The sequence below is a fragment of the Streptomyces sp. TLI_146 genome (assembly GCF_002846415.1).
In the GTDB taxonomy this organism is placed as follows: Bacteria; Actinomycetota; Actinomycetes; order Streptomycetales; family Streptomycetaceae; genus Streptomyces.
In genome coordinates this window covers 8386814-8411324 of the sequence record NZ_PJMX01000001.1, presented here as the reverse complement: position 1 = coordinate 8411324, position 24511 = coordinate 8386814, and the positions used below count along the sequence as shown (strand labels likewise).

Annotated in this window: 20 protein-coding genes; 7 read left to right on the top strand and 13 right to left on the bottom strand. The window is 69.1% G+C overall.

The window, feature by feature from the left end:
• Nucleotides 1-72 precede the first annotated feature (72 nt).
• Nucleotides 73-1071: a hypothetical protein gene (locus tag BX283_RS37400; RefSeq protein ID WP_101391812.1), complete on the bottom strand. Its 999-nt coding sequence runs from the start codon at nucleotides 1069-1071 to the stop codon at nucleotides 73-75.
• Nucleotides 1072-1343: 272 nt separating this feature from the next.
• Nucleotides 1344-2996 carry a ribosomal protection-like ABC-F family protein gene (gene abc-f / locus BX283_RS37395; protein ID WP_101391811.1) on the bottom strand — a complete coding sequence of 551 codons (1653 nt, stop codon included), beginning with the start codon at nucleotides 2994-2996 and terminating at the stop codon, nucleotides 1344-1346.
• A gap of 743 nt (nucleotides 2997-3739) precedes the next feature.
• Here abc-f and BX283_RS37390 point away from each other — a divergent pair.
• Nucleotides 3740-4516, top strand: coding sequence for an oxidoreductase (locus tag BX283_RS37390; protein ID WP_101391810.1), 777 nt, complete (start codon nucleotides 3740-3742; stop codon nucleotides 4514-4516).
• A gap of 40 nt (nucleotides 4517-4556) precedes the next feature.
• On the opposite strand, the gene BX283_RS37385 is transcribed toward BX283_RS37390, so the two are convergent.
• The gene (locus BX283_RS37385) at nucleotides 4557-5441 is read right to left on the bottom strand and encodes a LysR family transcriptional regulator (RefSeq protein ID WP_101391809.1); all 885 of its coding nucleotides are present in this window, start codon (nucleotides 5439-5441) and stop codon (nucleotides 4557-4559) included.
• Between the two features lie 354 nt (nucleotides 5442-5795).
• Here BX283_RS37385 and BX283_RS40905 point away from each other — a divergent pair, with 354 nt between their 5' ends.
• The gene (locus tag BX283_RS40905; protein ID WP_180357380.1) at nucleotides 5796-5966 is read left to right on the top strand and encodes a hypothetical protein; all 171 of its coding nucleotides are present in this window, start codon (nucleotides 5796-5798) and stop codon (nucleotides 5964-5966) included.
• A gap of 356 nt (nucleotides 5967-6322) precedes the next feature.
• Here the strand turns inward: BX283_RS40905 and BX283_RS37375 are convergent, their stop codons facing one another.
• On the bottom strand, nucleotides 6323-6961 hold the full coding sequence (locus BX283_RS37375) for an HAD family phosphatase (protein WP_101391807.1): 639 nt from the start codon (nucleotides 6959-6961) through the stop codon (nucleotides 6323-6325).
• Between the two features lie 575 nt (nucleotides 6962-7536).
• Here BX283_RS37375 and BX283_RS37370 point away from each other — a divergent pair.
• Both BX283_RS37370 and BX283_RS37365 read left to right on the top strand, forming a co-directional pair.
• Entirely contained in the window at nucleotides 7537-8238 is a 702-nt protein-coding gene (locus tag BX283_RS37370; protein ID WP_257584154.1) for a DUF4097 family beta strand repeat-containing protein, read from the top strand.
• A gap of 437 nt (nucleotides 8239-8675) precedes the next feature.
• Nucleotides 8676-9473 carry a maleylpyruvate isomerase family mycothiol-dependent enzyme gene (locus tag BX283_RS37365; protein ID WP_101391805.1) on the top strand — a complete coding sequence of 266 codons (798 nt, stop codon included), beginning with the start codon at nucleotides 8676-8678 and terminating at the stop codon, nucleotides 9471-9473.
• 522 nt (nucleotides 9474-9995) lie between these two features.
• Here BX283_RS37365 and BX283_RS37360 read toward each other — a convergent pair.
• Nucleotides 9996-10463 carry a hypothetical protein gene (locus BX283_RS37360; protein ID WP_101391804.1) on the bottom strand — a complete coding sequence of 156 codons (468 nt, stop codon included), beginning with the start codon at nucleotides 10461-10463 and terminating at the stop codon, nucleotides 9996-9998.
• A gap of 284 nt (nucleotides 10464-10747) precedes the next feature.
• Entirely contained in the window at nucleotides 10748-11299 is a 552-nt protein-coding gene (locus BX283_RS37355) for a hypothetical protein (protein ID WP_101392829.1), read from the bottom strand.
• A gap of 361 nt (nucleotides 11300-11660) precedes the next feature.
• Between BX283_RS37355 and BX283_RS37350 the strand changes: the two genes are divergently transcribed.
• The 3 genes from BX283_RS37350 (at nucleotide 11661) to BX283_RS37340 (ending at nucleotide 13798) form a co-directional block, all read left to right on the top strand.
• On the top strand, nucleotides 11661-12344 hold the full coding sequence (locus BX283_RS37350; protein WP_101391803.1) for a hypothetical protein: 684 nt from the start codon (nucleotides 11661-11663) through the stop codon (nucleotides 12342-12344).
• Between the two features lie 127 nt (nucleotides 12345-12471).
• Nucleotides 12472-13437 (top strand): NADP-dependent oxidoreductase, encoded by a 966-nt coding sequence (locus BX283_RS37345; RefSeq protein ID WP_257584153.1) that lies wholly within the window; start codon nucleotides 12472-12474, stop codon nucleotides 13435-13437.
• 43 nt (nucleotides 13438-13480) lie between these two features.
• Nucleotides 13481-13798: a hypothetical protein gene (locus tag BX283_RS37340; protein ID WP_101391802.1), complete on the top strand. Its 318-nt coding sequence runs from the start codon at nucleotides 13481-13483 to the stop codon at nucleotides 13796-13798.
• Nucleotides 13799-13909: 111 nt separating this feature from the next.
• Here the strand turns inward: BX283_RS37340 and BX283_RS37335 are convergent, their stop codons facing one another.
• The 7 genes from BX283_RS37335 to BX283_RS37305 form a co-directional block, all read right to left on the bottom strand.
• Nucleotides 13910-14320 (bottom strand): hypothetical protein, encoded by a 411-nt coding sequence (locus BX283_RS37335; protein WP_101391801.1) that lies wholly within the window; start codon nucleotides 14318-14320, stop codon nucleotides 13910-13912.
• Entirely contained in the window at nucleotides 14320-18234 is a 3915-nt protein-coding gene (locus tag BX283_RS37330; RefSeq protein ID WP_101391800.1) for a hypothetical protein, read from the bottom strand. The genes BX283_RS37335 and BX283_RS37330 overlap by 1 nt, the downstream gene beginning before the upstream one ends.
• Nucleotides 18235-18433: 199 nt before the next feature.
• Nucleotides 18434-19504, bottom strand: a complete 1071-nt coding sequence (locus tag BX283_RS37325; RefSeq protein ID WP_257584151.1) for a hypothetical protein — start codon at nucleotides 19502-19504, stop codon at nucleotides 18434-18436.
• 23 nt (nucleotides 19505-19527) lie between these two features.
• Nucleotides 19528-20091, bottom strand: a complete 564-nt coding sequence (locus tag BX283_RS37320; protein ID WP_101391799.1) for an RICIN domain-containing protein — start codon at nucleotides 20089-20091, stop codon at nucleotides 19528-19530.
• Nucleotides 20092-20121: 30 nt separating this feature from the next.
• Complete coding sequence (locus tag BX283_RS37315) at nucleotides 20122-20667, bottom strand: RICIN domain-containing protein (RefSeq protein WP_101391798.1); 546 nt, start codon at nucleotides 20665-20667, stop codon at nucleotides 20122-20124.
• A gap of 41 nt (nucleotides 20668-20708) precedes the next feature.
• Complete coding sequence (locus BX283_RS37310; RefSeq protein ID WP_101391797.1) at nucleotides 20709-22274, bottom strand: AbfB domain-containing protein; 1566 nt, start codon at nucleotides 22272-22274, stop codon at nucleotides 20709-20711.
• 914 nt (nucleotides 22275-23188) lie between these two features.
• Entirely contained in the window at nucleotides 23189-23896 is a 708-nt protein-coding gene (locus BX283_RS37305) for a hypothetical protein (protein ID WP_101391796.1), read from the bottom strand.
• Nucleotides 23897-24511 lie beyond the last annotated feature (615 nt).

The following is a 24511-nucleotide window of genomic DNA, read 5'->3' as shown; positions in this document are numbered from 1 at the left end:
GCCTATCCGAACCCCTAGACGGAGGTTCCGAGACGGGTTCGGATAGGCATGCGCTGCCGATAAAAGTCGTCGTTACGCCAACTCGCGGTCGACCTGATGCAGGTAACTGAATGGGTGCTCATCCCTCGCACGGAAAAGCGGGACTACTTCACGGGTGGCGATGTTGAATCCGATACTGCCCGCTATGCCGGCAACCCAGGCGAGATCCGGGACAACTAGGGCACCGGCAGCGGCGGTAGCCACTGCCACCGTGACGGAGATAGATCTCTGTACCCATGCCATACGACTGGTCCGGGCGGCCGCGTGGTAGTCCTCGCGCGCCTCCTTCAACTCCACTCGCATACGTTCCAGCACGTCTGCGGGATGTTCCCACTCGCGGCGCAGATCGTAGAGCATGGTCTGGGTGGCGCCCATCAAGCGTTCCCGCTCGGCGGCATACCGGTCACGAAACGCCAGAACCTCTGATGTCGGAGTGCCCGGTGCCGGCATGGGCAGAAGACGGCCAAGCTCAACTCGCCAGGCCCCCAAACTCCAGGGACCAGGAGGCGTCGGCCGCATCGACACACCATGGGCGGAGCATTGATCGGTGTAGGGCGTGTATGCGCGAGTGTCGGTCGTCAAAGCCACCTCCTGAGCGACTGTGCCGAGCAACAGGAGATGAACCTCCCTGGACACGACCAGACGCCGCCTTGCCGGGCTTCCCAGCCATCGCCCCAGGCCAAGGCGGACGATTTCCTGCTCTAAATTGAGGCCGAACTTTGAGGCGTAGATGAGGGCATCCGCGCCACAATTCTGAGCGCCTGTCGGGTTGGCTGCCAGCTCGCGAAGTTCCCATACCAAGCGCCCCTCATGAAGCACATCGCCATGCGGTGGGCGGCGATGGCCCAAGCCGAGCGCAACGGGATGGTAGAGCCCGAGCTCCTTGAGGCTCTTCAGCTCCTCCGAGACCGCATCGTCGTAGATCTCTGGATCACTCGGCACGAGCGACGCTATGCCGTCCCAGTACAACAGCGCCTGGTGAAGGACCTCTTGAGGCGGCCTGACGAGAGGGTAGTAGAGCAGCGTGGGCATCGGATTCCCCTCGAGACGTGCCTCCCAGCAGGTAACCAAACATAGTGGAGTATCCCGACCGTCATCATGGAAACCGGGCAGAACCTAGTCGCATCCTTGGCAGGCCACCAGCTCGTGGTGCAGGAGCACAAGACCGCCAGGGTTCAAAGACCAGCTCTCAGGCAGGGTGGCAGCCGTGCGGTGCCGAACTGGCGGCTGCTGTGCAGCAGAGGCATCGGCCCATCGCCGCTTCAGTCCGGAGCCGGTCTTCGACTGGTCAACGGGGGCGAGGGTCAGCTCCTGCGGCCGGCATGCAGTTCCAGTACCTCGCCCTCGAAGCGGGCGCGGAAGTCGCGGTCGTGCGAGACCACGACCACGGCTCCCGGATACGCGCTGAGCGCCGCCTGCAGGTCTTCGGCAAGGTCGAGGGCGATGTGGTTGGTGGGCTCGTCCAGGACGAGGAGGTCAGCGGGCCGGGTCACCAGGCGGGCGATCTGCAGCCTCCGCCGCTGGCCCGCGGACAGCGCGGTGACCGGGACGTGCAGATCCTGCTCGTGGAACAGGCCCAGGGCCAGCAGCTGTTCAGCGTACTCGTCAGGCGCCCCGGGCCGCCCGGCGGCGTATGCGGCGAGCAGCGGGAGCCCCGTGGTGTACGTGGGTAGTTCCTGTGCGAGGTAGCCGATGTGGGCGGGGCGGCGCGCGGTGCCTTCGTCGGGCTCCAGGTCGCCTGCGATGATGCGCAGGAGTGTCGTCTTGCCCGCGCCGTTGTCACCGGTGACCAGCAGCCGCTGGCCGGGTGCGAGGGTGAGGCGCCCGGCCAGGTGCAGCCGCTCGCCGACACTGACGTCCTCGAACTCGGCGAGGGGGCCCGCGGCGGATCCGTCTGCCGCCGAAAACGCTGCCGTGAAGTGGAGCGGTGCCGGTGGTTTGGCCACCGGGTGGCTTTGCAGCTGGGCCAGGGCCTGGCGGGCGGAGCGCACCTGCCCGCCGAGCTTGGCCTCGCTGGAGCGGCGGTGCTTGCCGAAGCCCTGCTTGGGGTCGTGACCGGTGGTGGCCAGCCGCCGTCCCGCGGCTTCCAGCAGGGCCTGTATAGAGGCCACTTCCTCGGCCCAGTCCGCGTAGCGCTGTGCCGCGCCGCGCCGGGCGGCGGCCTTCGCGGCCTGGTAGCCGGCCCAGCCGTCGCCGTATCGGTGCACGGTGCGTTCGTCGCGGTCGACCTCCAGGATGGTGGTGGCGACGCGTTCCAGGAAGCCGCGGTCGTGGGTGACCGCGACGACGGTGCCGCGGTGTGCGCGCAGGTGGTCCTCCAGCCAGCGTACGGCCGTCGCGTCCAGGTGGTTCGTCGGTTCGTCCAGAAGCAGGAGTTCGGGAGCGGCGGCCAGAACGCAGGCGAGGGCGAGCCGGGACTGCTCGCCGCCGGACAGGGAGCCGAGCAGCCGGTCACGGGTGATCGCGGCCAGCCCGAGTCCGTGCATCGCGGCATCCACCCGGGCGTCGGCCTCGTATCCGCCGCGCTCCTCGTACGCGGTCAACAGGTCACCGTAGGCGGCGAGTTCGCCGTCCGTCGCCTCACCGAGACTCTCCTCGGCCTCCCGCAACCGGGCTTCCATGGACCGCAGATCGGCGAGAGCGTGGTCGACGGCGTCCTGCACGGTGCAGTGCGCGCCAAGGACGAGGGTTTGGGCAAGGTGGCCCGTGCCGCCAGGGAAGCTGACGGTGATCTGCCCGCTGTCCGGCGTCTCGGCTGCGGCGAGCAGACGCAGCAGGGTGGACTTGCCGGAGCCGTTCTCGCCGATGACGGCCGCCTTCTCACCCGGGCGGATGGTGAAGGACACCAGGTCGAGGATGGTTCGGGTGCCGTAGGACTTGGTGACTTCCTTGACGGATAGCTGCGCCACGACGGCGGGGGCAGCGGTGGGCATGACGGTATGGGCGCGGTCGCGCATGTGACTTTCCCTGGGCGTACGAAGGGTCTACGGGCAGCAGAAACGGCGGCATCGGCCGTGCCCGGACTCAGACGAAGAAGTAGAGAAAAGCCATGAACCCACCCTAGCAAGACGGACCGTCTCGCTTCAAGGTATTTACGCCGCCCCTTGGGCGATCGACAGCGCCCAGCGCAGCAACACCCCCTGTCGGCGCAGGCCCCACCCGCCCCATCGCAACCGGCGAGCACTCGCCCGCGGGAGGACAAGCGGCACGTCGATCCGGGGTCCGCGGATGCGGCCAGGTGCGGCGCGATCCCACGACGCCCGTCCGCCAGACGATCGCGAATTATGACCGCGCCAGATCACCGGATGGCATGATCGCCGACGTGTCCGAAGCGAAATGGGGGTCGGCGCGCCCCGCCTCGGCCTCCACCAACTCCCCTGCCGCATACCTCCCCCAACGCCTCGCGCATAACCCCTGCCAGGGCCGCCAGGCACACCCCATGTCACGGCCCAGCACGCCGATACGTAGAGCGGTATGCGTCCCCAACTACGGAACCAACAGCGTTCCACTCCGCTCGTACGTACCAGTAGACGCAGAGCCGGGTAAGGAGCCCGCCGAGCGCGGAACAGCAACAGCCCTCAAGTGACCTCGCTGCCATAGGAGTTGCCTATAGGCCCTGCTGATATTTCGTCTTTGCCTCTCGTTCCTTTCCGGACCTACCGTGAAACCAGTTCACGACGCGAAGAAAAGGAACGGCGAGATGACCAGCATCGAAAACGAATCGACGACGCGGGAACTCAAGGGAAAGCGGGCGCTGGTGACGGGCGGAACCCGAGGAATCGGAGCGGCGGTCGTCCGCCAGCTGCTGGACGTCGGCGCCCAAGTACTCACGACCGCCAGGTCGGCGACGGCCCCGGTGCCGGAAGGGGCCGCCTTCGTGGAGGCCGACGTACGGACCCCGGCCGGAGCCCAAGCAATCGCCGCGGCCGCGCGGACAAGCCTGGGCGGTGTGGACATCCTGATCCACAACGCGGGTGGAGCGCAGCCGTACGAGGGAGCGTCGGACATCCCCGACGAGGTGTGGCAGGACGCGCTGGACCTGAACTTCCTCGCCTCGGTGCGACTGGACGCCTTGCTGGTGCCGGGTATGCGAGAGCAGCGCTCGGGGGCGATCGTCCATGTCTCCTCGGCCGCGACCCTCGCCCCGCTCGGATCGTTCCTGCACTACACAGCGGCCAAGGCGGCCCTGGAGAACTACAGCCGGGGTCTGGCCCTGGAACTGGCCCCGCTCGGCATCCGCGTCAACACCGTCTCTCCCGGCAGGGTCGCCACCCCCGGCGGCGAGGCGACGCGGGAGCAGTGGGCAGGGCTGAACTCGGCCTCGGGCCGGAATGGCGCGGAGACCACCACCCCGCTGGGACGGGACGGCCGCCCCGAGGACATCGCCCACACGGTTCTGTTCCTCGTCTCCAACCAGGCGAGCTGGCTGACCGGCAGCAATCTCTACGTGGACGGCGGTGAATTCCCCAGGAGCTGACGTCCGACGGAATTACGGGAACGCCACTTCCGGGCATCCGTCAATGAGAAATCAGCGGGGACCAATTCTCCTGTCGCAGGAATGCGAGCAGGGCCGTCTCTGCCGGCCCGGCCCCGGGCCGGAGCACCGCGATCACGGGCTGTGTGACGGCCGGGAACACCGGCCGCACCAGGTGTTCATGCCCCCGGGGCACGGCCGAGGCGGGGACAAGCGTCGCCCCCAGTCCGTGGGCGGCCCAGCGCACGGCGGTCGCGGCCTGCGACACGCGGGCGGCCGTGACCGGGGCGAGCTCGTTGTCCCTCAGCGCGTTCAGGAGCACGGCGTCGAGCGCACTGTCGCGGTCGAACCTCACCCACGGCTCCCCCTCCAGGTCGCGCGGCTCGACCCGGTCCGCGGCGAGCAGCCGGTGCCCGGCACCCAGGACCACGACGAACTCCTCGCCACCGAGCTTGTGGGCGTCGTCGGGGCTCTGCTCGCACGCCGCCATCAAGGCGAGGTCCAGCACGCCCCGGCGGCACAGCCGGTCCAGCTCGGCGGAGCTGGGCTCCTCGAAGACGGTGACCTCAAGCCTCGGGAAACGGCGGCGCAGCGCCCTCAGGGCGCCCGGCAACTGCCGGGTGCCGAAACCCATCTGCACCGAGACCACCAACTCGCCCACCAGCTCGTCGGCACCGGCCCGCGCGGTAGCCCTGGCCCGCCGCGACGCGCTCACCGCAACCTCCGCCTCCCGCAGGAAGGCGCGCCCGACCACGGTGGGGACCAATCCGCTCGGCGTACGGGCGAACAGCTCCACGCCGAGGTCCCGCTCCAGGCCGCGGATCTGCTGGGACACCGACGGCTGGGCGACGTGCAGCCGCTCGGCCGCCGCAGTCACCGAGCCCGCATCGGCGACGGCCAGGGCGTACTCGAACTGACGAAGACTCATGCCCGTCCCTTCCCGGCGGCGGGCCCCGGATCAGCCCGTCGGCATAGCTGTCACAGTCAGTAACTCTGGCCCGCTGCGTGGGATTCCCGTACATCCGGCCATCGCCGATCCCGGTGGCTCGGCGCCCGGGGTCAGGAGTGGTAGCCGCGCAGGAACAGCGAGGCATCGAGGTCGGCGCGGGGGCGTTGACGCCGTCGCCCCGGGTGTAGTCGTTGCGCTCATTGTTGGCCCGCGTGGCATGACCTGGCGATGCACTCCCTGCAGAAACGGTCACATCCCACAATTGAGCCCCCGGTTGTGCTGAGCTGGCACCCGGCATCACTGTCCCTACGCAGCCACGACGCAGGAGTCACCATGGCGCCGCAGCCCGGCAACGATCCCCTCCACCTCCTCGGCGACGCCGTCGACGACACCACCCGCAAGGCCAAGAAGCTCACTACCGGCGAGCCGGAAAGCTCCGAGGAAGTCAAGTCACAAGCCGATTCCTTCGCGGACGCAGACACGGACGCTCAGCGTCAGGACTGACCAAGAGCATTGGGCGCTCGGCGTCGACGACGATCCGGGACGAGGCCCGCCACTCTCCCGGTACGACGGTCGCGGAAGGATCCTTCCTCAGCCCCTGCCCAGTGAGGCTAGAACTCATGGAACACCTCATCCGTGACGCCAGGCGGCAGCGCCCTGCTGAACATCACGTACGCAGGGCCGTACGGGGTCGGGGTCTGAAGACAGTCCCACTGGTCCAGCTCGTACGCGCAATACCGGCGAAGCAACGCCTTGAAGTCCTCGAACTCATCATCGCTCAGCGGGCCACCTGGTACCTGTCCACGCTCCACAGCCACACGCTACCTGACCCCAACCGATCAACGCCGGCCAGACCGACGTCAACCGAGCGGGACACGCCCTGCCCCCCGGGCGCCAGCGTCCAGATGAGCTGTGATCCGCGTGATCGTGCCGGCGTTGTCCTCGAACAGATGCGCCTGCATGCCCGCCGCCCGGGCAGCCTCAACGTTCACGGCGAAATCGTCGATGAAGAGACAATCCTCCGGCCGTACTTCCAGGCTGGCACATGCGGCCTCGAAGGCACCTGGATCCGGCTTCTCGATGCCGATCTCGTGCGAGTACACGATCTGCTCGACCAGTTCATCGAAGCGGTACAGCGCCGTCTCCCGCTCCCGGGCACCCACGAAGCTGTTACTCAAGATGCCCAGTCGGCAGCTTCCCCGCAGCCCCTGTACATAGGCGATGAGTTCCTCGTTGGGCGTGCCCAGATACTCCGCCCAGAGATCAGCCATGAAGGCCTCCACCTGCGGCACGTCAAGCCCCAAACGGCTTGCCGCCTCCCACTGCACGTCGTGTTCGCTGATGTGGCCGACACTCCCGGCCTGCCACACATCACGCATCCGCTCATCCACGGTGCCCCGCGGTAACGCCAGCCGCTCTTCCCACCGCTGCACCCATCCGGTTGTCGGCGTGATCTCCAGCACGCCACCGATATCAAAAATGACGCAGGCCGCCGTCACCCGAACTCCTCACCTGTTCGTCCTGCCGGTTGGCGAGCACCCATCACTCGCCCACGTGATCTGTCAAGACACTGTCGCCTTCGCTGCCGGGGCAAGGTCAAGCAATCTTGAAACCTTGTGGCAGCCCTGTTGCAAGCCGCCGACCGGCACATCCGCCAGCTCCTCCCCCACGGCCCAAAGTTCCGCCCCACGCGCCGCTACAGCCTCCAGACGCTCACCGACCAAACCCTCTCCCAGGGGCCGCCCCTTCAGACCGGTGACAAAGCCAGGCACCAACCTCCTGAAGGAGTGGACGACTTGGCGCGGGCCGAGCGCATCGCCCCCGCTTTGCGCAGCCCTGGTGAGCTGGGCGCCGCAGCCTCTTCCGGTGGAGCGCGACAATGAGTTCAGGCGATCTCCGCGCGGCGGCTGTGGTTACCGTGCAGGTCAGCCCGCCCGGCGCATTGGGGGGTTTCCCCCAGTGTGGGCCGGACCGTGGCTGCGTACAGTCGCGGTGACCGTTCATCGATCCAACTCGCTCCAAACGGGGGAACTTCATGCGACGTCGGCAGACGCCTCTCCTTGCAGCAGTGGCTATGGCCGCTCTCACTACCGGAGGGCTCTCCGCGTGCTCGACCCTCGACCAGGACAAGACCTTCGAGGACGACGCCAAGGTGCCCCAGAAGATCACCTCGATCCGTCTCGACACCGGGAACGGCGGGGTGAAGGTGGACGCCTCAGCAGGTGTTTCAACGACCTCTGTGCACCGCAAGGTCAACTACCGTGGTGACAAGCCGAGTGGTACCTCGTTCAGCGTCGAGAACGGCGTCCTGACGCTCGCCGGCTGCGGCAAGCACTGCGGCGTCGACTACGTCGTCAAGGTCCCCGCCGGTCTTGCGGTGACGGGAGGAACCTCCAACGGCAGTGTGACGCTGACCGCTGTCGGTATGGTCGACGTGCACACCAGCAACGGCGAGATCGTGGTGAACAGGACAACGGGGCCGGTGAAGCTGCGCACGTCCAACGGTGACGTGAACGTCAAGGGCGCCAAGGACGGCGACATCGACACGCAGACGTCGAACGGCGAGGTGACGATCGAGACAGCCACTGCGCAGAACATCAGGGCCCGCACGACGAGCGGCAGCCTCACGGTCACGGCCCCGCCCGCCGCCTACCGGATCTCAGCGAACAACTCCCACGGCGACAAAAAGGTGGCGTTCAAGAACGACCCGTCGGGCAAGTACCGCTTGGATCTGTCGACAACGAACGGTGACTTGACTGTGGAGTCGGCTGGTTAGCGGCCCTCTTCAGATCGGCCACCGCTCACAGGCTTTCAGCCGTGAGTCTTCCGTCCTCCCCTCCCTCAGCTTCCACTTCGCCGCGAGCAGCGTGGTACTCGTCTCAGTCACGTAGAGCGTAGGCGACCCAGCAGAACGCGGTGTGACGGTGCATCCCACTCACGTCAGCGAGGATCGGGCTGGGAAGATCAGCCGCTAGGGCAGCCAGCGCCCTGTTGCGGCAGCGCCGGAAAGAACGCCGAGGTGCCCGGCCGCGCGGCGAGGCCGGAGCACCCACAGGCACGACGCCTGGCGTACCGCCACCGCCAGGGTCCTCGCAGCAGTGCGCGGCTTGTCACACGAGCGGTGGTAGGCGAGGGCGGCGTCCGGATGGCCAACCGGCGGCGACTTGTGAAAATCGCTGTCCGATCGCCGGGGCACGGTGATAGACATCCGGCGTGGAAAAGAATCTTGAGTTCCCTGACCTGCTGCGACTGATCGATGAACGGTCGACCGCCTTCCGCGCAGCGGTCGCCGCCGCGCCCAGTCTCGACGCGCAGGTGCCGACCTGCCCCGAGTGGACGCTGTTCGATCTGGTGAAGCACCTGGGTGGGGGAGACCGTTTCTGGGCGGCCATCGTCGCCGCGGGGCCCGCCGACGCTCCCCCGGCCGAGGCCGTCGCTGCGCGCGCCGCTCTGGAAGTGCCGCAGGAGCGTGAGGCCTTGCTGGCCTGGCTGGCCGCGTCGACGCAGCTTCTGTTGAGCGCCCTGCGCGAGGCAGGACCGGAGGGCGGTTGCTGGGCTTGGTGGAGTGGCCTGCAGACGCCGCGTACCTCTGGCGGAGTCGCCCGGCACCGGGTTCAGGAGAGCGCGGTGCACACCTACGACGCCCTGCTCGCCGCGGGCGCCCCGCAGCCGCTTCCGGCCGAGGTCGCCCTCGACGGTGTCGAGGAGTTCCTGTTCACCTGCGTCGCGACGCACAGCGCCTGGCCGCACAAGCCCACGGCCTTCGACTTCCACACCGCCGAGGGCCCCTCCTGGCGCCTCACGGTCGACGGCGACGGCGCGCGCTCCACCCGCATCCCCGCGCCCGCTGCCGCGACCGGCGAGGACTCGGAGGCAGCAGGTATCTCTCTCCACGGCACGGCCAGTGAGCTGGTCCTTGCCTTGTACGACCGTATCCCGGCCGACTCCTTGCGCGTTGACGGAGATGCAGGGCTGTGGGACCTGCTCCGTGCCTGGGAGCCGGAGGAGTAGGACGTATAGGACGTGGCAGGGGCGGTTGGCCGTGCTACGAGCCGGTAGGACACGACTCGTCACCCGGTTCGTCAACCGCGGCACCCGGCTCAAACCCGCGAGGCGGCTTCGGGACGTCACCAAGCCGACCGTCTACCTGGTCGGAGCTCCAACTCACGGCCTTCGCACGATCAGCGACGAGTACACCGACGGCCCGGCCGGGTAACCGCCGAGCGGCTAGCTCTCCGTGGCCGCTCCAGGACGCCTTGCCGAGAAGCACACCTTCCGGGTGCACGCGGCCCCGCTGGGCGGTTGTGCCCTGACGCAAGGTTCGAGCCGCGTTCGCCTACCGGGGCCCGTTCCCCGTTGAGGACGGATGCGCTGGCCCCGTGTATCAGCCCGGGGCCAGCGCACTGTTGTCTGCTGTACGACGGAGGCGCTGGTGACGTCCAGGGCCGTACCGTTGTTATCGTGCCGCCCGGTCGTCCCCGTACGGGAACGGGAGCGCGTGGGGATCGGCCTCCGTCGACGTTCTCACGGGTGTCAGAAGATGATCCGCGGGCTCTGCACGTTCATGTAGTACTGCGCCCCAGAGCCGAAATCGGCCCAGAAGCCGACCTGCACCACCACCTGTCGACCGGTCTTGGCGAGGTCGATCGAGGGGTAGTTGAAGTAGTGGTTTCCGGAGAAGGCCGGGACCCAGCTGCCGGTCCGCTTGTCGACGCACCCGAAGTCGTACAGCCATCTTCCGGTATCCGCGTCCACGAGCTGGGCACAGGGATCGGACGCGAACACGTTGTTGACTCCGATCCCCGCGATGATCTGGGAGCCGTTGCGGGCGATGCAGGCGTCTATGTTGGCGCCTCCCCAGTTCGCCCATGAATGGTTCGGCGTGTTGTCGGACCGGCACGCGTATCCGGACTCCTGGGCGGAGGCGGCGGGGGCCAGGGACAGGGTGCCGACCAGGGCGGCACCGAGAGCGGCCGATGTGGCGAGAATGCGTTTGAGCATGACGTCTCCTCTGTTCACGGCCATGCCGTCGAAGGCTTCGCGGGCATGGGTACTGGCATGCACCGGCCATCTGGCAGGCCGGACTTGTGTCTTCGCGGGGCGTCGAGTGTTCCCCGGCTGGGCTCCGCGGCCCTGACACTGCCGGTAGGGAGCGTTGTCCGCGCGACCCCAATGCGATCCGCCCAGGTCAGACGGGTCAAAGCGCCGGACAACGAGAGTTGTCCGCGGACGAGAGGAGGACCGTGCCCTCACCGCACTGAGCCGCCCGCCGCAAGGTTGGGCTTTCAGCCCGCCGAGATCCGATGCTGCGCGGCTCGATGGCGGCGGTAGTAGGAAACGGTTACGGCTGCGGCGAGCGGGCCCCAGAGCACCAATGGCTGGTAGAGGATGCCGACGACAAGCCTTCCGGTCTGTGTCATGTCGTCGTGCGGATACGTCCACCACAAGAGGAAGTTGGTCCAGATCAGGGTGAGGGCCGCCGAGCCGAGTGCGGCAGGGATCACGGCGGCCAGCGGCCGGACAGCTCGCCCTCCGATCAGCGGTATCCAGCGGGGCACGACCTCGCCCCACGGCCGTACCAAGCCGAGCGTCAGGAACGCGACCAGCTCGCAGACCACGCTGAGCGTCAGCATCCACACCTTGGCACCGGGTGTATCGAACGGCACGAAGCCCGCCTCTGTATAGCCGGAGGGGTGGCCGAGCACCATGGCGATACGCCATAGCCCGCTCGGCAGGACCAGCAACGTGGTCAGGTGCGCGGCCCAGACCGCCCAACGGGGCGGTGCGGCAACGGATGTGGCAGGGCAAGGGGCCGGGTGAATGCTCATGCGTCTCATCATCGAGCGGTCCTCAGCGCGTTCCATCAGCCTGCACGGCTGACTCGTAAGGCCACTGGCAGGAGAGCAACGTCCTGCGATCACCCGCGCGGCGGAGCCAGCGTCCTACTCGGTGGCGATGTGCTCGGCCACACTGCCTACGTGGGCCCCTCCTGCCCGAGTCTGTGTTCTGGTGGCCGATATGGATGGGAGCCGTGGTCTGGAACGGCGCGGACGGCGCGGACGGCCGGGGCAGTATCAGTCACCCGTTCGGCCGCTCGGCTATGAGACCCCAGCACAGTGTCGGGCGACACAGACGCGGAACGGCTACCGGGATACGTTGAGCGTTCGTTCCGCTCCACCACACCTTGAGGGCCTCGCCATGACCACCCAGCCCGCCAGGGCTCTGCCCACACCCGTACTGGTCGCCATCGGCGTCGTCCTGGCCGCGCTCCTCGGCGTCGTCCTCCGCCTGCCCTGGCCTGTGTATTTCGGTGTCACCGCCGTTACCGCTCTCGCCATCGAGGGCGCCCACCAGATGTGGCAGCGCCGGGGGCGCGACGCCGAAACACCGGCCGCGCCCCGCCGTGTACGGCCGCCGTACGTGGAGGCGCCGGGCACGACGCCCCCGCCGGCTAAAGCGAAGCCCCTGCCAGCGGGCGGGACAATCCTGCGCGTCGACCGGGACCGGGTCCACGCCGGGGACGATCGGGGCCCGAAGGGCTACGTGGAGGAGGCTCGCTATGCCGTGCGCGGGGACCTGGCGGTGGGCGAGGTGCTCGCCTCCCTCCTCGGGCCCGGTCCCGATGAGTTCTACCTCGCCTCGGTGGCGGGCGGTGCGACCTGGGTGCTGTACGCCGGCCCGGGCGTTGAGCCGCCGTACGCGGGCGACCGGGTGGCGCTGGCGGTCGTCTCGCGGCGGGACGGCGAGGAACCCCGGTGGCTGGTCGACCCTGATCTGGCAGTGTCGCGTCTGGTGAACGCGGACGGCGACGTACTTTTCAATTTTGACTATCTGCACAGCGACGACCCGGCCGAGACCTGGCGCCAACTGCACGGCGCATAGAGCTCGTTGGGCCCATAGTCACGGGACTGCACCACCCGGGGTGCTCGGCTAGGCCCAATACCGGTGAGCGGCGCAGGTCGCCTGCGAGGAAGACGCTGGAAGCTGGGGGCGAAACAGCTTCCCTTCCATGATCACCTGGCTCAAAATGATCTATATGACAACGACACGGGTGATCACACAGCAGGCCATCGGCGGCTCCGACGTACTGGAACTCGCCGAGATACCCATCCCTTCGCCGGGCCCCGGAGAAGTCCTGGTCCGGGTACGGGCCACCGGTATGAACCCCGCGGACTGGAAGGTCCGCATCGGCAAGGTGGACTTCTTCGGGCCGCCGCCGTTCGTGCTCGGGCACGAGTTCAGCGGCACCGTGGAGGCCGTCGGCGAGGGCGCGGTCCGCTTCGCGGTGGGCGAGGACGTCTACGGCTGGACCATCCCGCCGCACGGCAGCCACGCCGACCACGTGGTGGTCACCGAGGACCGGATCTCGCCCAAGCCGCGCACCCTCGACCACGTCGGCGCCGCCGCCCTGCCGATCTCCGGCTTCACCGCCTACCAGGCTCTGGTGGCTCTCTCCGACGTACAGCCCGGCCAGCGCGTGCTGATCCACGGCGCGGCCGGCGGAGTCGGCCACCTCGGTGTGCAGATCGCCAAGGCCCGGGGCGCATACGTCATCGGCACGGCCCGCGCCGCCAAGCACGACTACCTGCGCGGACTCGGCGCCGACGAGCTGATCGACTACACGGTGGAGGACTTCTCGGCCCTGCGCGACATCGACGCGGTGCTGGACACTGTCAGCAACGACTACGGCCCGCGCTCGCTGGCCACCCTCAAGCCGGGCGGCATCCTGGTCGATGTCGTCGGCGTCGGCGTGGACCGCACCGAGGTGACGGCCCGCGCCGCCGAACTCGGCGTACGGTTCGTGGAGTTCTTCCTGGAGCCAACCCCCGCCGTGCTGACCGCCTTCGCGGAACTCGTCGACACCCACGGTGTGCGCCCCACGATCGCCGAGGCCCTCCCTCTCACCGAGGCCGCGAAGGCCCACGAGCTCAGCGAAACCGGCCGAGTGCAGGGCAAGATCGTCCTCGTGCCCTAGAGCCGGTCGGAAGTGCTGGTCACCCGGTCGCTAAGGTCCAGGCATGACGCGGTTGAAGATCGAGATATCCGTCCCCGAGAGCCACGCGGAAGCAGTGATCGACGCTCTCCACTCGGCAGGGGCAGGACAGGTAGGCGAGTATGCCCGGTGTTCCAGCATCTGGAAGGTGACGGGCAACTGGCAGCCCCTTCCAGGCTCGCAGCCGTACGACGGCGAGGTGGGTGTCGTACAGCACAGCGAGGAGTGCCGAATCGAGTCGGTCTGCGACGCGGATCAGGCCGCTGCCGTCCGGCGGGCCGTCCGCGAGGCCCATCCGTATGAGCAAGCGGTCATCCACTTCCTGCCCTTGTACGAACCGTAGACAGCGACAGTGCGGTCGCGCACCGGGCATAACGCATCCCCGCCGACCCCGCCGCGACGGCAGCGCGGTTGCCCTGCCGAATGGAGCAGCAGGGCAACCGCCGTAGAAGGGTCAGCGCCAGTCGAAGGAATAGCGGTTGGCCGTCCGGTCGAACGATGCGTCGATCCGGCGCGGCGGGAGACCGAACTCCTCCTCGGCCCAACGGCACATCGCCACCGGGACACCCTCTTCCTGGAAGTCCGACTCGACGTAGGACATCCGGTGGATGATTACGGTGGCAGGGGTACCTGCCACACTGTCGGAGACCTCGGACGCGACCGCCGCGAGGCCGTCACGCAATCCCGCCTTGACGGCTTCGTCGAGTCCGGAAGCCGTTTCCTCGAAGGCGATCCACACAGGCACCTCGGCGGACACGCGCTCACCGTCCGAGGGCTCTGCGTGCACCACCTGCGCGGTGAGCGAGATCCTGACGCCCCAGGGCCCTTTGAGGAGCTTGTAGGTATAGGTTCTGGATTCTGTCATCAGTCGAATTTCAGCATGAGGAAGACCGTGGACGCGAAGTAGTTCTCCGTGCCCTTGGCCGTCGGTCGGGTGATGTAACTCAGGCCGTGGGTGGGTTTTCCGTCCCAGAGAAGACTGTACTTCTCCATGAACTCCGTCGCGGCGTCGTCCGACATGAGGCCCAGGTGGGCCTGTGGGAACATCGCCAGGGCCACGTTGCTGACCGTGAACCGCATGATCTCGGAGCCCGGCTTGTTGGCCGCGTAGGCCACGGCCTCGGCGCGGCTGCCCCATGCGTAGACGCCGGGGCCGAAGTGCGCCCGGTGCGGCTCGGTGGGGAAGGGGTTGCCGCCGGCCCGGAGTCGAGCCGCGTCGGCCTTGTCCTGGACGGTGAAGAACTCCATCTCGCCGCACGCGATGTCCTTCACCGCGTCCTTCGCGCCGCCGCTGCGGGCGGCCCTGGCGATTCCCTTGGGCTTGGGCTTCGGCTTGTCGCGGTCGCAGTCCGGAATCTTCTTCTGCACCCGCTCGACGGCTTCCTCGACCTTCTTGAGCCGCTTCTTCGCCGCGGCGATCTTGTCGAGGAACTTGTTGATGCCCCAGATGGCCTTCGTGATCTTCGGGAGCTTGCTGCCGATCTTGAGCAGCTTGCCGGGCCCGATGTTCTGGACGATCGCCCAGAGGCACGTCGGGATGTCGGGGTCGTCGATGCAGGCCTTGATGTCCTCCAGGAAGAGCTCGACCAGCAGCTCGGCCCCGTTCTCCATCAAGTAGTCGATGAGATCCTTGCCCGCGAGGTCCTTGGCCTCCTTGTACTGCTCGGGGGTGAGGTTGAGCTCCTTGAGCGCCTGGTCCAGCTCCGACCCCGACGCGGAGACGTCATGGGCCTCCGACGCCTTCCGGGCGGCTTCCTCGCGAGCCTTGCGCTCCTGTTCGCGCTGGTACTGCTCGGCGTTCTTGGCCGCCTGGTCGGCCTCCTTGGCGTAGGTGTCGGCGTTCTTCGCCGCCGTCTCCGCCGACTTGGCGTGCTCCTCGGCGGAGTCGGCCAGCCTGTCCGCGTCGGCGGCGTCCTTCTCCGCCTGCTTGGCCGCGCCCTGGGCGATGGCCGCCTGCTTCTCCGCCATGGTGGCGGCGCTGTTGGCTGCGGCTGCCTCGTTCTCCGCCCGGGTGGCGGCGTCGCCGGCACGCTGGGCGTCCGCCTCGGCAGCGGTGGCAGCGTTACGGGCCGCGTTCGCGTCCGCGTACGCGTCGTTGGCCGCCTGGCGGGCGTCCCGGGCGTCCGCCTGCGCCTGAGCGTCTGCCTGGTTGGCGCGCGCTGCGGCCGCACGGGCCTGCGCTGCCTCCTCGGCCGCCTGGGCCGCCGACTTGAGGGCGGCGGCGGAGGAACGGGCCGCGTCCGCCGACGAGCGCGCCGCGTTGGCCGCGGCCTTGAAGGCCGGTGCCACCTGGGCGTTGGCACGGCTGGCCGCTTCCTCGGCGGCCTCGGCGGCCTTGACCGCCTCGTTCGCCTTGGTCTCGGCCGACTTGACCTGCTCCGCGCCCATCTCCACAGCGGCCTTGGCCACCGCTGCGGCGAAGTCCGCGTCGAGGTCCTGGCCGGAGAAGGGGGCTGTAAGGTCGATGGCCGTGTTCGCCGGATCGGCGATACCCGCGGCCGTCGAACGCGCCGACATCGACGCCTGCACCGCGACCACGGCCTGGATCTGCGCCATCGCGGCCTCGCGGTTGGCGCCGTCCGCTTCGTCCTTCGTACGGTTGGCTGCCTGCAGGGCACCATTCGCCTCGACTGCCGCGAGACCTGCCAGGCGGGCCGCCTCGTGCGCGGCCATTCCCGCACGGGCTTCCTGAGCCGTCGCCTCGGCAGCCTTGTGGTCGGCGCGCAGGGCGGCGGCTTGGGTGGCCGACGCCTCGTAAGCGGCCTTCGTCGCGGCCTGATTGGCTGCTGCGGCGGCGGCTTCCGCGTTGTTCGCCGCCTCGTTCGCCCGCGCGGCATGCGCGGACGCCTCGGCGGCCGCGGCCCGCGCACGGGCGGCGGCGCCCTCGGCCGCGATGGCGGCGGAGCGCGACCGCGTGGCCGCACCGCTCGCCTCGTCGGCAGCGGTTCGGGCCCGCACGGCAGCCTGCCCCGCGGCATTGGCCGCGGACCGCGCCTCGGTCGCGGCGGTCCGTGCGGCCTCGGCGTCCTGCGTGCCCTGGGCCGCGGCGGCGTACGCCTCGGTCGCCCGGGCCCGGGCCTCCTCGGCCTTGTGCTCGCGCTCGGCGTCGAACGCCTTGTTCCGCGCCTCGCGCGCCTTCTCCTCGTCGCCGCGAGCGGCTTCGTCCGCGGTGGCGGACTTGCCCTCCTGGACGGAGGCCCGCTCCCGCGCGGCAGCGGCGTCAGCGGCGGCCGCCTGGGCCTCCGCACGCTTGGCGGCGGCCGTACGAGCCTCGGCATCGGCCCGCGCCCGCGCCGCGGCGGCGTTGTTCCGCTCGCGCTCCGCCCGCGCACGGGCCTGTGCGGCCAGGGTGCGCTCGTGCTCGGCGATCGCCCGCTGTTCCGTGGCGATCTTCGCCTGGCGCTGTGCTTCCACGCGGGCCTCGCGGGTCTTCCTGGCGTGGTCCCAGGCTTCCTTCTCGGCCTTCTCCGCGTCGATGCGCGCCTGCTTGCTCTTCGCGGCGGCGTCCTCGGCGACCTTCGCCTGACGACCGGCCGCTTCCGCCAGCTGCGCCGCGGCCTTCGCGTGCTCCTCGGTGTTCGCACGCCACTGCTTGGCCTGCTCCTCGTGCAACTCCGCCTGGTTCTTCGCCCCCAGACCCGCGGCGTCGGCAGCCGTCGCGTCCACCGCGTGCTGCGCGGTCTGTGTGGCCTTGACCGCGGCAGCCGCCGCCGACGCGATGCCCGCGGCGACCTCCGCCCACTGCGCGCCGCGCGCCAGACCGGTCTCCACCAGGACATCGGCCTGCACCTTCGCGCGGCCCGCGGCGACCTGGGCCTGCTTGGCCGCCTCGTCCGCGTTCTTGACCTGCCGGGCGATCTCGGCCTTGACCGGACCGTAGTCCGACGACCGCTTGCCGGCCCGGTCGGCAGCCAGCATCCGGTCGGCCTGACGTGCCTGTGCGGCCGCCGAACTCATGGCGTTCGAGGCGCTCTTGAGGGCCTTGACCGCATCACCGTGGGCAGCGATGAGCTTCGTACGGGCCTCTGCGGCGCGCGCGGTGTTCTCCGCCAGCTTCCGCAGCTTCTCGGCGGCCTCCTGGGCCTCCTTCTGGGCCTTCTCCTCGGCGGCCCGCCGGTCGGCGTCCTTCTGCGCGGCGACCTGGTAGCCCTTCTCCAGGAACTCCGCGATCACCTTGTCGTCGTTGGTCGCGAGGGCCGCCAGAGCGGCTTTCTTGACCTCCGGACCGCCGGACGCCGCCAGCATCTCGACCCGCTTGCGGTTCTCTTCCGCGCGCTTCTTGTCGTTCTGCCCGGTCTGGTTGTCCCGCTGCCGCGCGATCTGCGCGCCGAAGGCGATGAAGTCGGCCCGGTCCTGCCGCGACCCCTTCAGAACCCGGTCGATCTCCTGCTCCAAGAAGGAGCCGCCCGTGCCGCGCATCGCCTCGATCGTGCGACGGTTGTCGGCGTCCGCGGCGTCCTTCTTCTCCTTGGCGCGGTGACGGGCCTCGGACTCGCCGTGCTCCAGAAATGCCCGGATCGCCTGCGGATCGGTGCTCTCCAGAGCCTTCTTGGCGGCCTCCCTGACCTCCTCTTCCTCATCGAACTGCGCATAGATGTCGACCAGTTCACGATCACGGTCGTCACTCGCCTGCTCGGCCGCGGTCCTGGCAACAGCAACCGGCACGCCTGGCGTGCGCGGGGCCAGGGCCGACAGCGGCCGCGTCGCGGGCTGGTCGGTGGCGGCGACGGCCTGCTGCATCGTGCCGCCCAGCAGCGCCACGACGACCGCCGTGGTCACCGTCCTTCTCACCACCGCGCCCGCGGCACCGCGTCTTCTTCCGCCCCACGGCCGTAATCTGCGCATCACGAAAAATCCTCCTGAAAAAGGGAAAAAGAAGCCCCTGCCCGCACACACGGGCAGGGGCATGGGGGAGCGAGAGAAACCGCGGGCCCCCTCACGGGCCCGGGCGACGGGTCACCCCGCCGACCGCGCCTCGTCAGCCCTTGACGCGGCCCTCTCCGTCCTGGGCCCGGTCGTACATGTCCTTCCAGAACGCCGCCGTACCGGCCGCGTCCGCCTGTTCCTTCGCCCAGGAATCCTGGTTGGCCCCGGCCGGCTCAGCGATGTGCTTCCAGAGGCTGTCGGCACTGTCACCCGCCACCCTGGCGATGTTCCGCCAGTTCTCGGCCTGCGCCCGTGCCGCCTCCTGCTCGGCCAGCAACCTCTGACGAGCCGTATCGGAGTGGTCGGCCACCGCCTTCCACGCCGCCTCCGCCTCGACCCGCGCCTGCGCGGCGTCGGCCGCGTCCTTCAACGCGGCCTCGGCAGCCACGGCCTTCTCCACCAACCGGGACAAGGTGTAGTGCCGTACGGTCTCGGCCTCCGCGCCCCGCAGCCGGTACCCCTCGAGATCCAGGGCCGCACCCGACGCCCAGCCGTACCCGAAGAACTCCGCGACGTCCGCATCGGTCGCCGACGGTCGCAACGCCCATCGCGCCGCGACCCGCACGTTCTCGCCCGGGTCTTGCTCGGCGACGTCCCGTATGAACTCCCGGTCCTTCGCCGTGACGTCCCGCCGGTGCTGGGCATCCGCCTCCCGGACCGCCCGGTCGCGCTTCTGGGCCTCGGCATAACCGGACTTGACGAAGAGTGCCCGGTCCGCGTCCGTTCCCTTCACGGCGCGTTCCGCGGCCGCGTGCACTTCCGGGGCGAAGGTCGCGGTGTGGGTGCGTGCCACCCGCTCGCAGAACGCGCGGTTACGGCTCCGGGTCTCCTTCATCCGCTGCACGGCCAGCTCGAACCCGCCTCCCGGCGCCAGCCACTCCCTGATCGCCTCGTCGCCGCGCGAGCTGCGCAGCGCGAGCCAGGCAGACACACGTATCTCGGACGGCAGATTCGACATCGCCATCTTCAGAACCCGGTCCCGGGCCGCCTGGGCCGCCGCGGACCTGACCGGCGAGGGCTGGTCGGCCGCCCCGCCGTCCGCGGCGGTGACCGCGGCCCGGGCCGGCGCGGCCTCGGCGACCACTCCCCCGCCCGCCAGCAATCCGGCCGTCAGGACGGGCACGAGCCACCTAGGTGCGCGGCCGGTCACTTGACCGCCTTGATCTGCCAGAGCTGGGCGTCGCTCTGGTTGCAGGACCACGACTGCGCGCCCACGCCGTTGGTCCGCACACCGTTCAGGAAGCCACCGTTGTTGATGTCCAGGCAGCGCTCGCTCGTGTGGGTGACCCGGAACTCGTAGCTCTTGTTGGCAAAGTCGACCAGGGCGGTCTGCCAGCGCATCTGCTTGCCCCCGGTGCAGTCCCACACCTGCACAGCGGCTCCGATCTGCGTACCGCTGTTCTCGACTTCGAGGCACCTGCCGCTGCGCATCGACCGGAGTTCGAAGGAGGAGTTGTCCACGGGGATCATGCGCCACTGCTGGGTGTCGGTCCCGTCGCAGGTCCACTGGATGGCCTTCGCGCCGTTTTCAGCGACACCCGAGAGGTCCAGGCACATCTCGCTGCCCACCAGTTGGAGGGTGACGATCGTCTCGGCGGAGGCGGAGGCGGGTGCGCCGGTGTTCGCCGACGCGTGTGCGGTGGGCGCGCCGGCGGCCACCGCGGCGGCACCGGCACAGACGGCCAGCGCGCGACGGAGGAGTCTTGCCATCGTGATTCCCTTTCTTCTCGGTGGTGGGCGTCAGGCCGGCAGCAGGCGCCAGCGGGCGAGGTCACTGCCGCAGTCCCAGATCATCGCGCGCGTGCCGTCCTCCTCGGGCTGCCAGAAGTCGATGTTCAGGCAGCGGTCGGGAGCCGACATGGGCCTCAGTTCGTACAGGTCCTTGGCGACCTCGACGAGCATCACCCGCCAGCGCTGGCTGGAATCGTCGAAGCACCACTGCTGGCCGACCTCGATGTCGGAGCCGGCCAGGCACCGGCCACTGTGCTGGGCCTGCAGTTCGAAGGTTCCCGAACCGGCGGGCTTCAGACTGAAGAGCTGGTGGCGCGCACCGACGTCGCAGGTGGACTGCGCCGCGTAGGCGCCATTGCCGATGGCGCCGTCCTGGATGGTGAGGCACTTGCCGCTGCGTTCGACCTGGAGCCGTACGTAGGACGGCGCACCGGCCGAGGCGTGGGACGTGGACGGGGCCGCCTGGGCGGTGGTCGCGCTGCCGATCAGGGCGGCGACGCTGGCACCGACGGCCAGCGCGGCTCTGACGGTCCGGAACATGTGGAGTCCGTTCATCTCTGCGGAGGGTTCGGGAGCAGGAAGCAAGCAGGAGGCGGTCAGTCCGCGTACGGCTCGATGACCAGCCAGGTGGAGTCCTGGTTGAAGTCCGTGCCGTACTGGGTCATCCCGTAGAGGCGCCCCTGGAAGTTCCGCAGCCAGACACCCGGCTTGCTCGCGAGCTCAAAGGACTTCCCGTACCCGTTGAAGCCCTTGCGGGGGCACCAGGAGGCGTCCGACCGGAACTCCGCACTGCCGTCGTCCCCGGCGACCAGCACGTTCTCGCCCTGGTGCTCGTTCCTCAGGTAGTACCCGGGCTTGCTCACCGACTCGAAGGAGAAGCAGCCGGGGTTGTTGGCCAGCGCGGGCACGATGACCCAGGTGGCGTCCTCACGGTCGGCCTGCTTGAAACCGTGGCTCATCGGGGCGATGAACACCTTGTCGCCGTCGGCGGCGTTCCTGCGGATGTACCAGCCGATGTCGGTGACGTAGGACGACATGAAGGACTGCCGCCGGGCCCGGTGCTGGTTCTCGTCCTTCAGGAGCGTGGCGACGTCCTCGTCCGTCCCGGCCAGCGCCTTCTTCGCGGCGGCCACCAGGTTGGGGTTCACACCGCCGTTCTCCGCCGCGGCCTGGATGCGCCGGGCGAGCTGACGGTTCTCCTCGGCGATCTTCTTGCGGCGGTTCTCGTCGTCACGCTTGTACGCCTCGTCGGCCCCGGCGTCGATGTATTTCTTCCACGCGGCCGGGTCGGAGCTGAGCAGCGCCTTCTGGGCGGCCGAGAAGAGTTCGGTGCCCTTGACGTCGGTAGGGGCAGCGCGCAGCAGTTCGCGGATGAAGTTGTCGTCGGCAAGGCCGAGCATGGCCTCACTCGGCGTCACACGGAAGAGCGCCGCCACGTTCTTGCGGGCGGCCAACTGCCGCTTGCGCTCGGCTTCCTGGCGGTTCTTCTCCTCGATCTCCTTGAGCTCGTTCGCCACGTCGCGCTTGTGGGCCTCGCGGGCGCCGTTCACGATGAACTCGTGCCAGTCGGGCGCGTCACCCGCCAGCGCGCGGGCACCCGCCGACCGCACCTCCGGCCCGGAGGCCGGATGCCTCACGATGGCGCGCACGAAGTTGTCATCGCTGAGCTCCAGCAGCTCCGGACTGCTCGGAATACCCACCGCCAGCAGGGCCTGGGACTTGGCGAGCCTGGCCGCACGGTCGGCCTCCGCCTTGTCCCGCTCGCGCTTCTGGTCGGTCTTGCGCGCCTCGCCGATGCCCGCCGTGATGAACCGCACGTGGTCCTCGGGCTTGGAGCTGAGCATCGCCTCCTCCGCGGCGGTACGCACCGTCGCCATGCGCTCGCCCGCATCCCTGGCCTTCTGCCACAGCACGTGGATGAAGTCGTAGTCGCTGAGCAGGAGCACCTCCGACGGCGGATCGAAGTCGACCTTCGACGCCGCCTCGACACGCTGCTCGGCGGTCGTGCCCACGGCACCGGCCTGGGCACTCGCCTTCGCGGGCTGCTCGGCGGCGGTGGCCGGTACGACGGCTCCGCTCACGGCGGCCAGCGCGGTGGTGGCCACGATGCCGCGAGTGACGATCTTCCGCAAACGCGCGGAGGTGATGTGGCTGTTGTGCATGCTGTGTCAGTAACCCCTCTGGTCCCCCATGCTGGGTGACCCGATATATGGAGAGCGGTCATGGCGAAGTAGGCACTTCACCAGTGCCTCACCAAGTGGAATTCGTAGTTCTCGAACGCGCGGAGAAATCAGCCCTCGCGACCAGGACGCGTGATCCTGATGCCAAGGGGGTTTGCCGGACCGCTGGACGATGTTTCTCGCCGACGAGAGGGCGCTTCAGCGCCTCACGGGGTATCGAGCACTGCGGCTACTGCGGCCCGGACGTCGCGTGGGCCGTTGCTGACGCCGCACTGACCTGCGGGAAACCCGAGTCCGGCCGCACTACCCGTGGGGCAGCAGCCGCCACCGCACGCATGGACTCCCCGCCCACGGTCATCCCCCGTACCCCCGTCAACGAACTTCAGGACGGGCGCACACGGCATGAAGGGACGCAAACGCCCCGCTCATCCCGTACCCCCGTCAACCGGATGAACCAGTCGCCATGACCGTATCCGCCATATGTCGAGTAATGATCTTCTTTAAGCCAGCGGAACACTCCATTCCAAATGGAACATGACAGCGGCTCGATCAAGTGGCAGGGCAGACGACCGCAGCCCCATGAGCAGCAAAAGCCAGAGTCAAGTGAGGGAAATGTAAAGCGAGTTGATCAATGGAGATGCTCACGGTAAAGAACCACCCCACCACTCATCGCCCAGCCCCACCCAGCGTCAGCAGAGACGCAGACAGTCAAGGCTGTCACCCCAGAGCGATGACTCGACTACGGAACGCATCCGCTCGCTTGGCTGGTTCGGTCCAGCGTGGCCGGGGTGAGTACTCGCTGGTCTGGGCAAGGAAGGTGTTTGGCGCGCCTTTCCGGAGCCCGATGGCATACGCCCTGGCGTCTTCAATCGCCCGGGGCCTGCGGCCGCTCGGCGTCAATTGGCCACTACGAGCGTGCGGACGGGGCCTCCGATGCGTCGCCAGTCCGCTCCCGCCCACTCCCACACCGCCGCACGATCCTTGTCCAGCCGGTAGACACGGTCTCCCTGGGCGCCGAACCCCACTCCGGCCTCGCCGATCCGCGTCCATCCGCCTGCCCGGTAGCGCCACAGGCCGCCGTCGGCCTCGTTGCTTGCGTACAGGTCCGAGGGGCTCGCGTAGACAGCACCGGCCGGGCCGCCGACCGCGCTCCACACACCCGGCTCGCCACTCCAGCGGAACACCCCGCTGCGTTCGGGGTTGAGCCCGTACAGATGGTCGTCGCTCACGGCGAAGTCCGCACCGGCGGCGCCGGCGTACGTCCAGGCATCGCCCTTGCCCGTATAGGCGAAGATCCGGCCGTCGACGGGGTCGGTGGCGAACAGCCCGGCCCCGCCGCCGTAGAGGCGGGCCGCCGGTCCGCCCACTCGGGTCCATGTTCTGGCAGCCCTGTCCCACCGGTGGACGGCGCTGCGGTCCTGCGCCAGGCGGTACAGGTCGGTGCCGCTGATCGCGAAGGCGGCGCCGGGTTCACTGACGGTCTCCCAGGCTCCGGGTGCACCGCCGTAGACACGCAGTTCGCCCGACCGCGCGTCGGTGGCGAACACTCCGGCCCGACCGGCGTACAGCTCCTTCGCCGGGCCGCCGATCGTCACCCAGGCCATGTCTTTCCCACTCCACTGCACCACCGCACGGCCGTCGGCCGCGATGGCATACACGCCGCTGCCCGCCGACGACGGCACCTGTGCGGGTCGCCGCGCCGCCGGTGGTTTCGTGTCAGGGGTGGGCGTACTCGGCGCGAGCGTCGACGCGGGGGCGGGCAGGCGCGGAGACGGGCCGGACCGCGGCGGCTCGCTGCTCGCTTCCGGAACGCGGATCTGGGGCGCCGGCGTGGGGGCGAGCGCAGGCGGAGCCGCTTCCGTAACAGGTCCGGGCGGGGAGGGCGCCGCGGATCCGGGGCGTGGCCACGGCGCGTGATCCACTCCCGTCGCCGTCACCCCCAAGGCCAGGATGACGCAGACGATCAGCAGGACGCGCCTCAGCCATCCCGGGCTCAAGGGGACATGAGCGAGTGCGCGCTGCCGTACGACCACCAGACCACGGCCGCCGGAGGCGTGGTCAGCCCGCCGCACCACCTGTCCGCGGACAACCCTCGCCTCGCGCACAGCGGGCGGTGCGGCCTCGGTGGGGAGCTGCGGCAGATATACCCGTCGGATCTCGACGCCAGCGCCGATCCGCCTGGGGGCGTTGCTGTCGTGGCGAGACATGGAGCGCCGCAG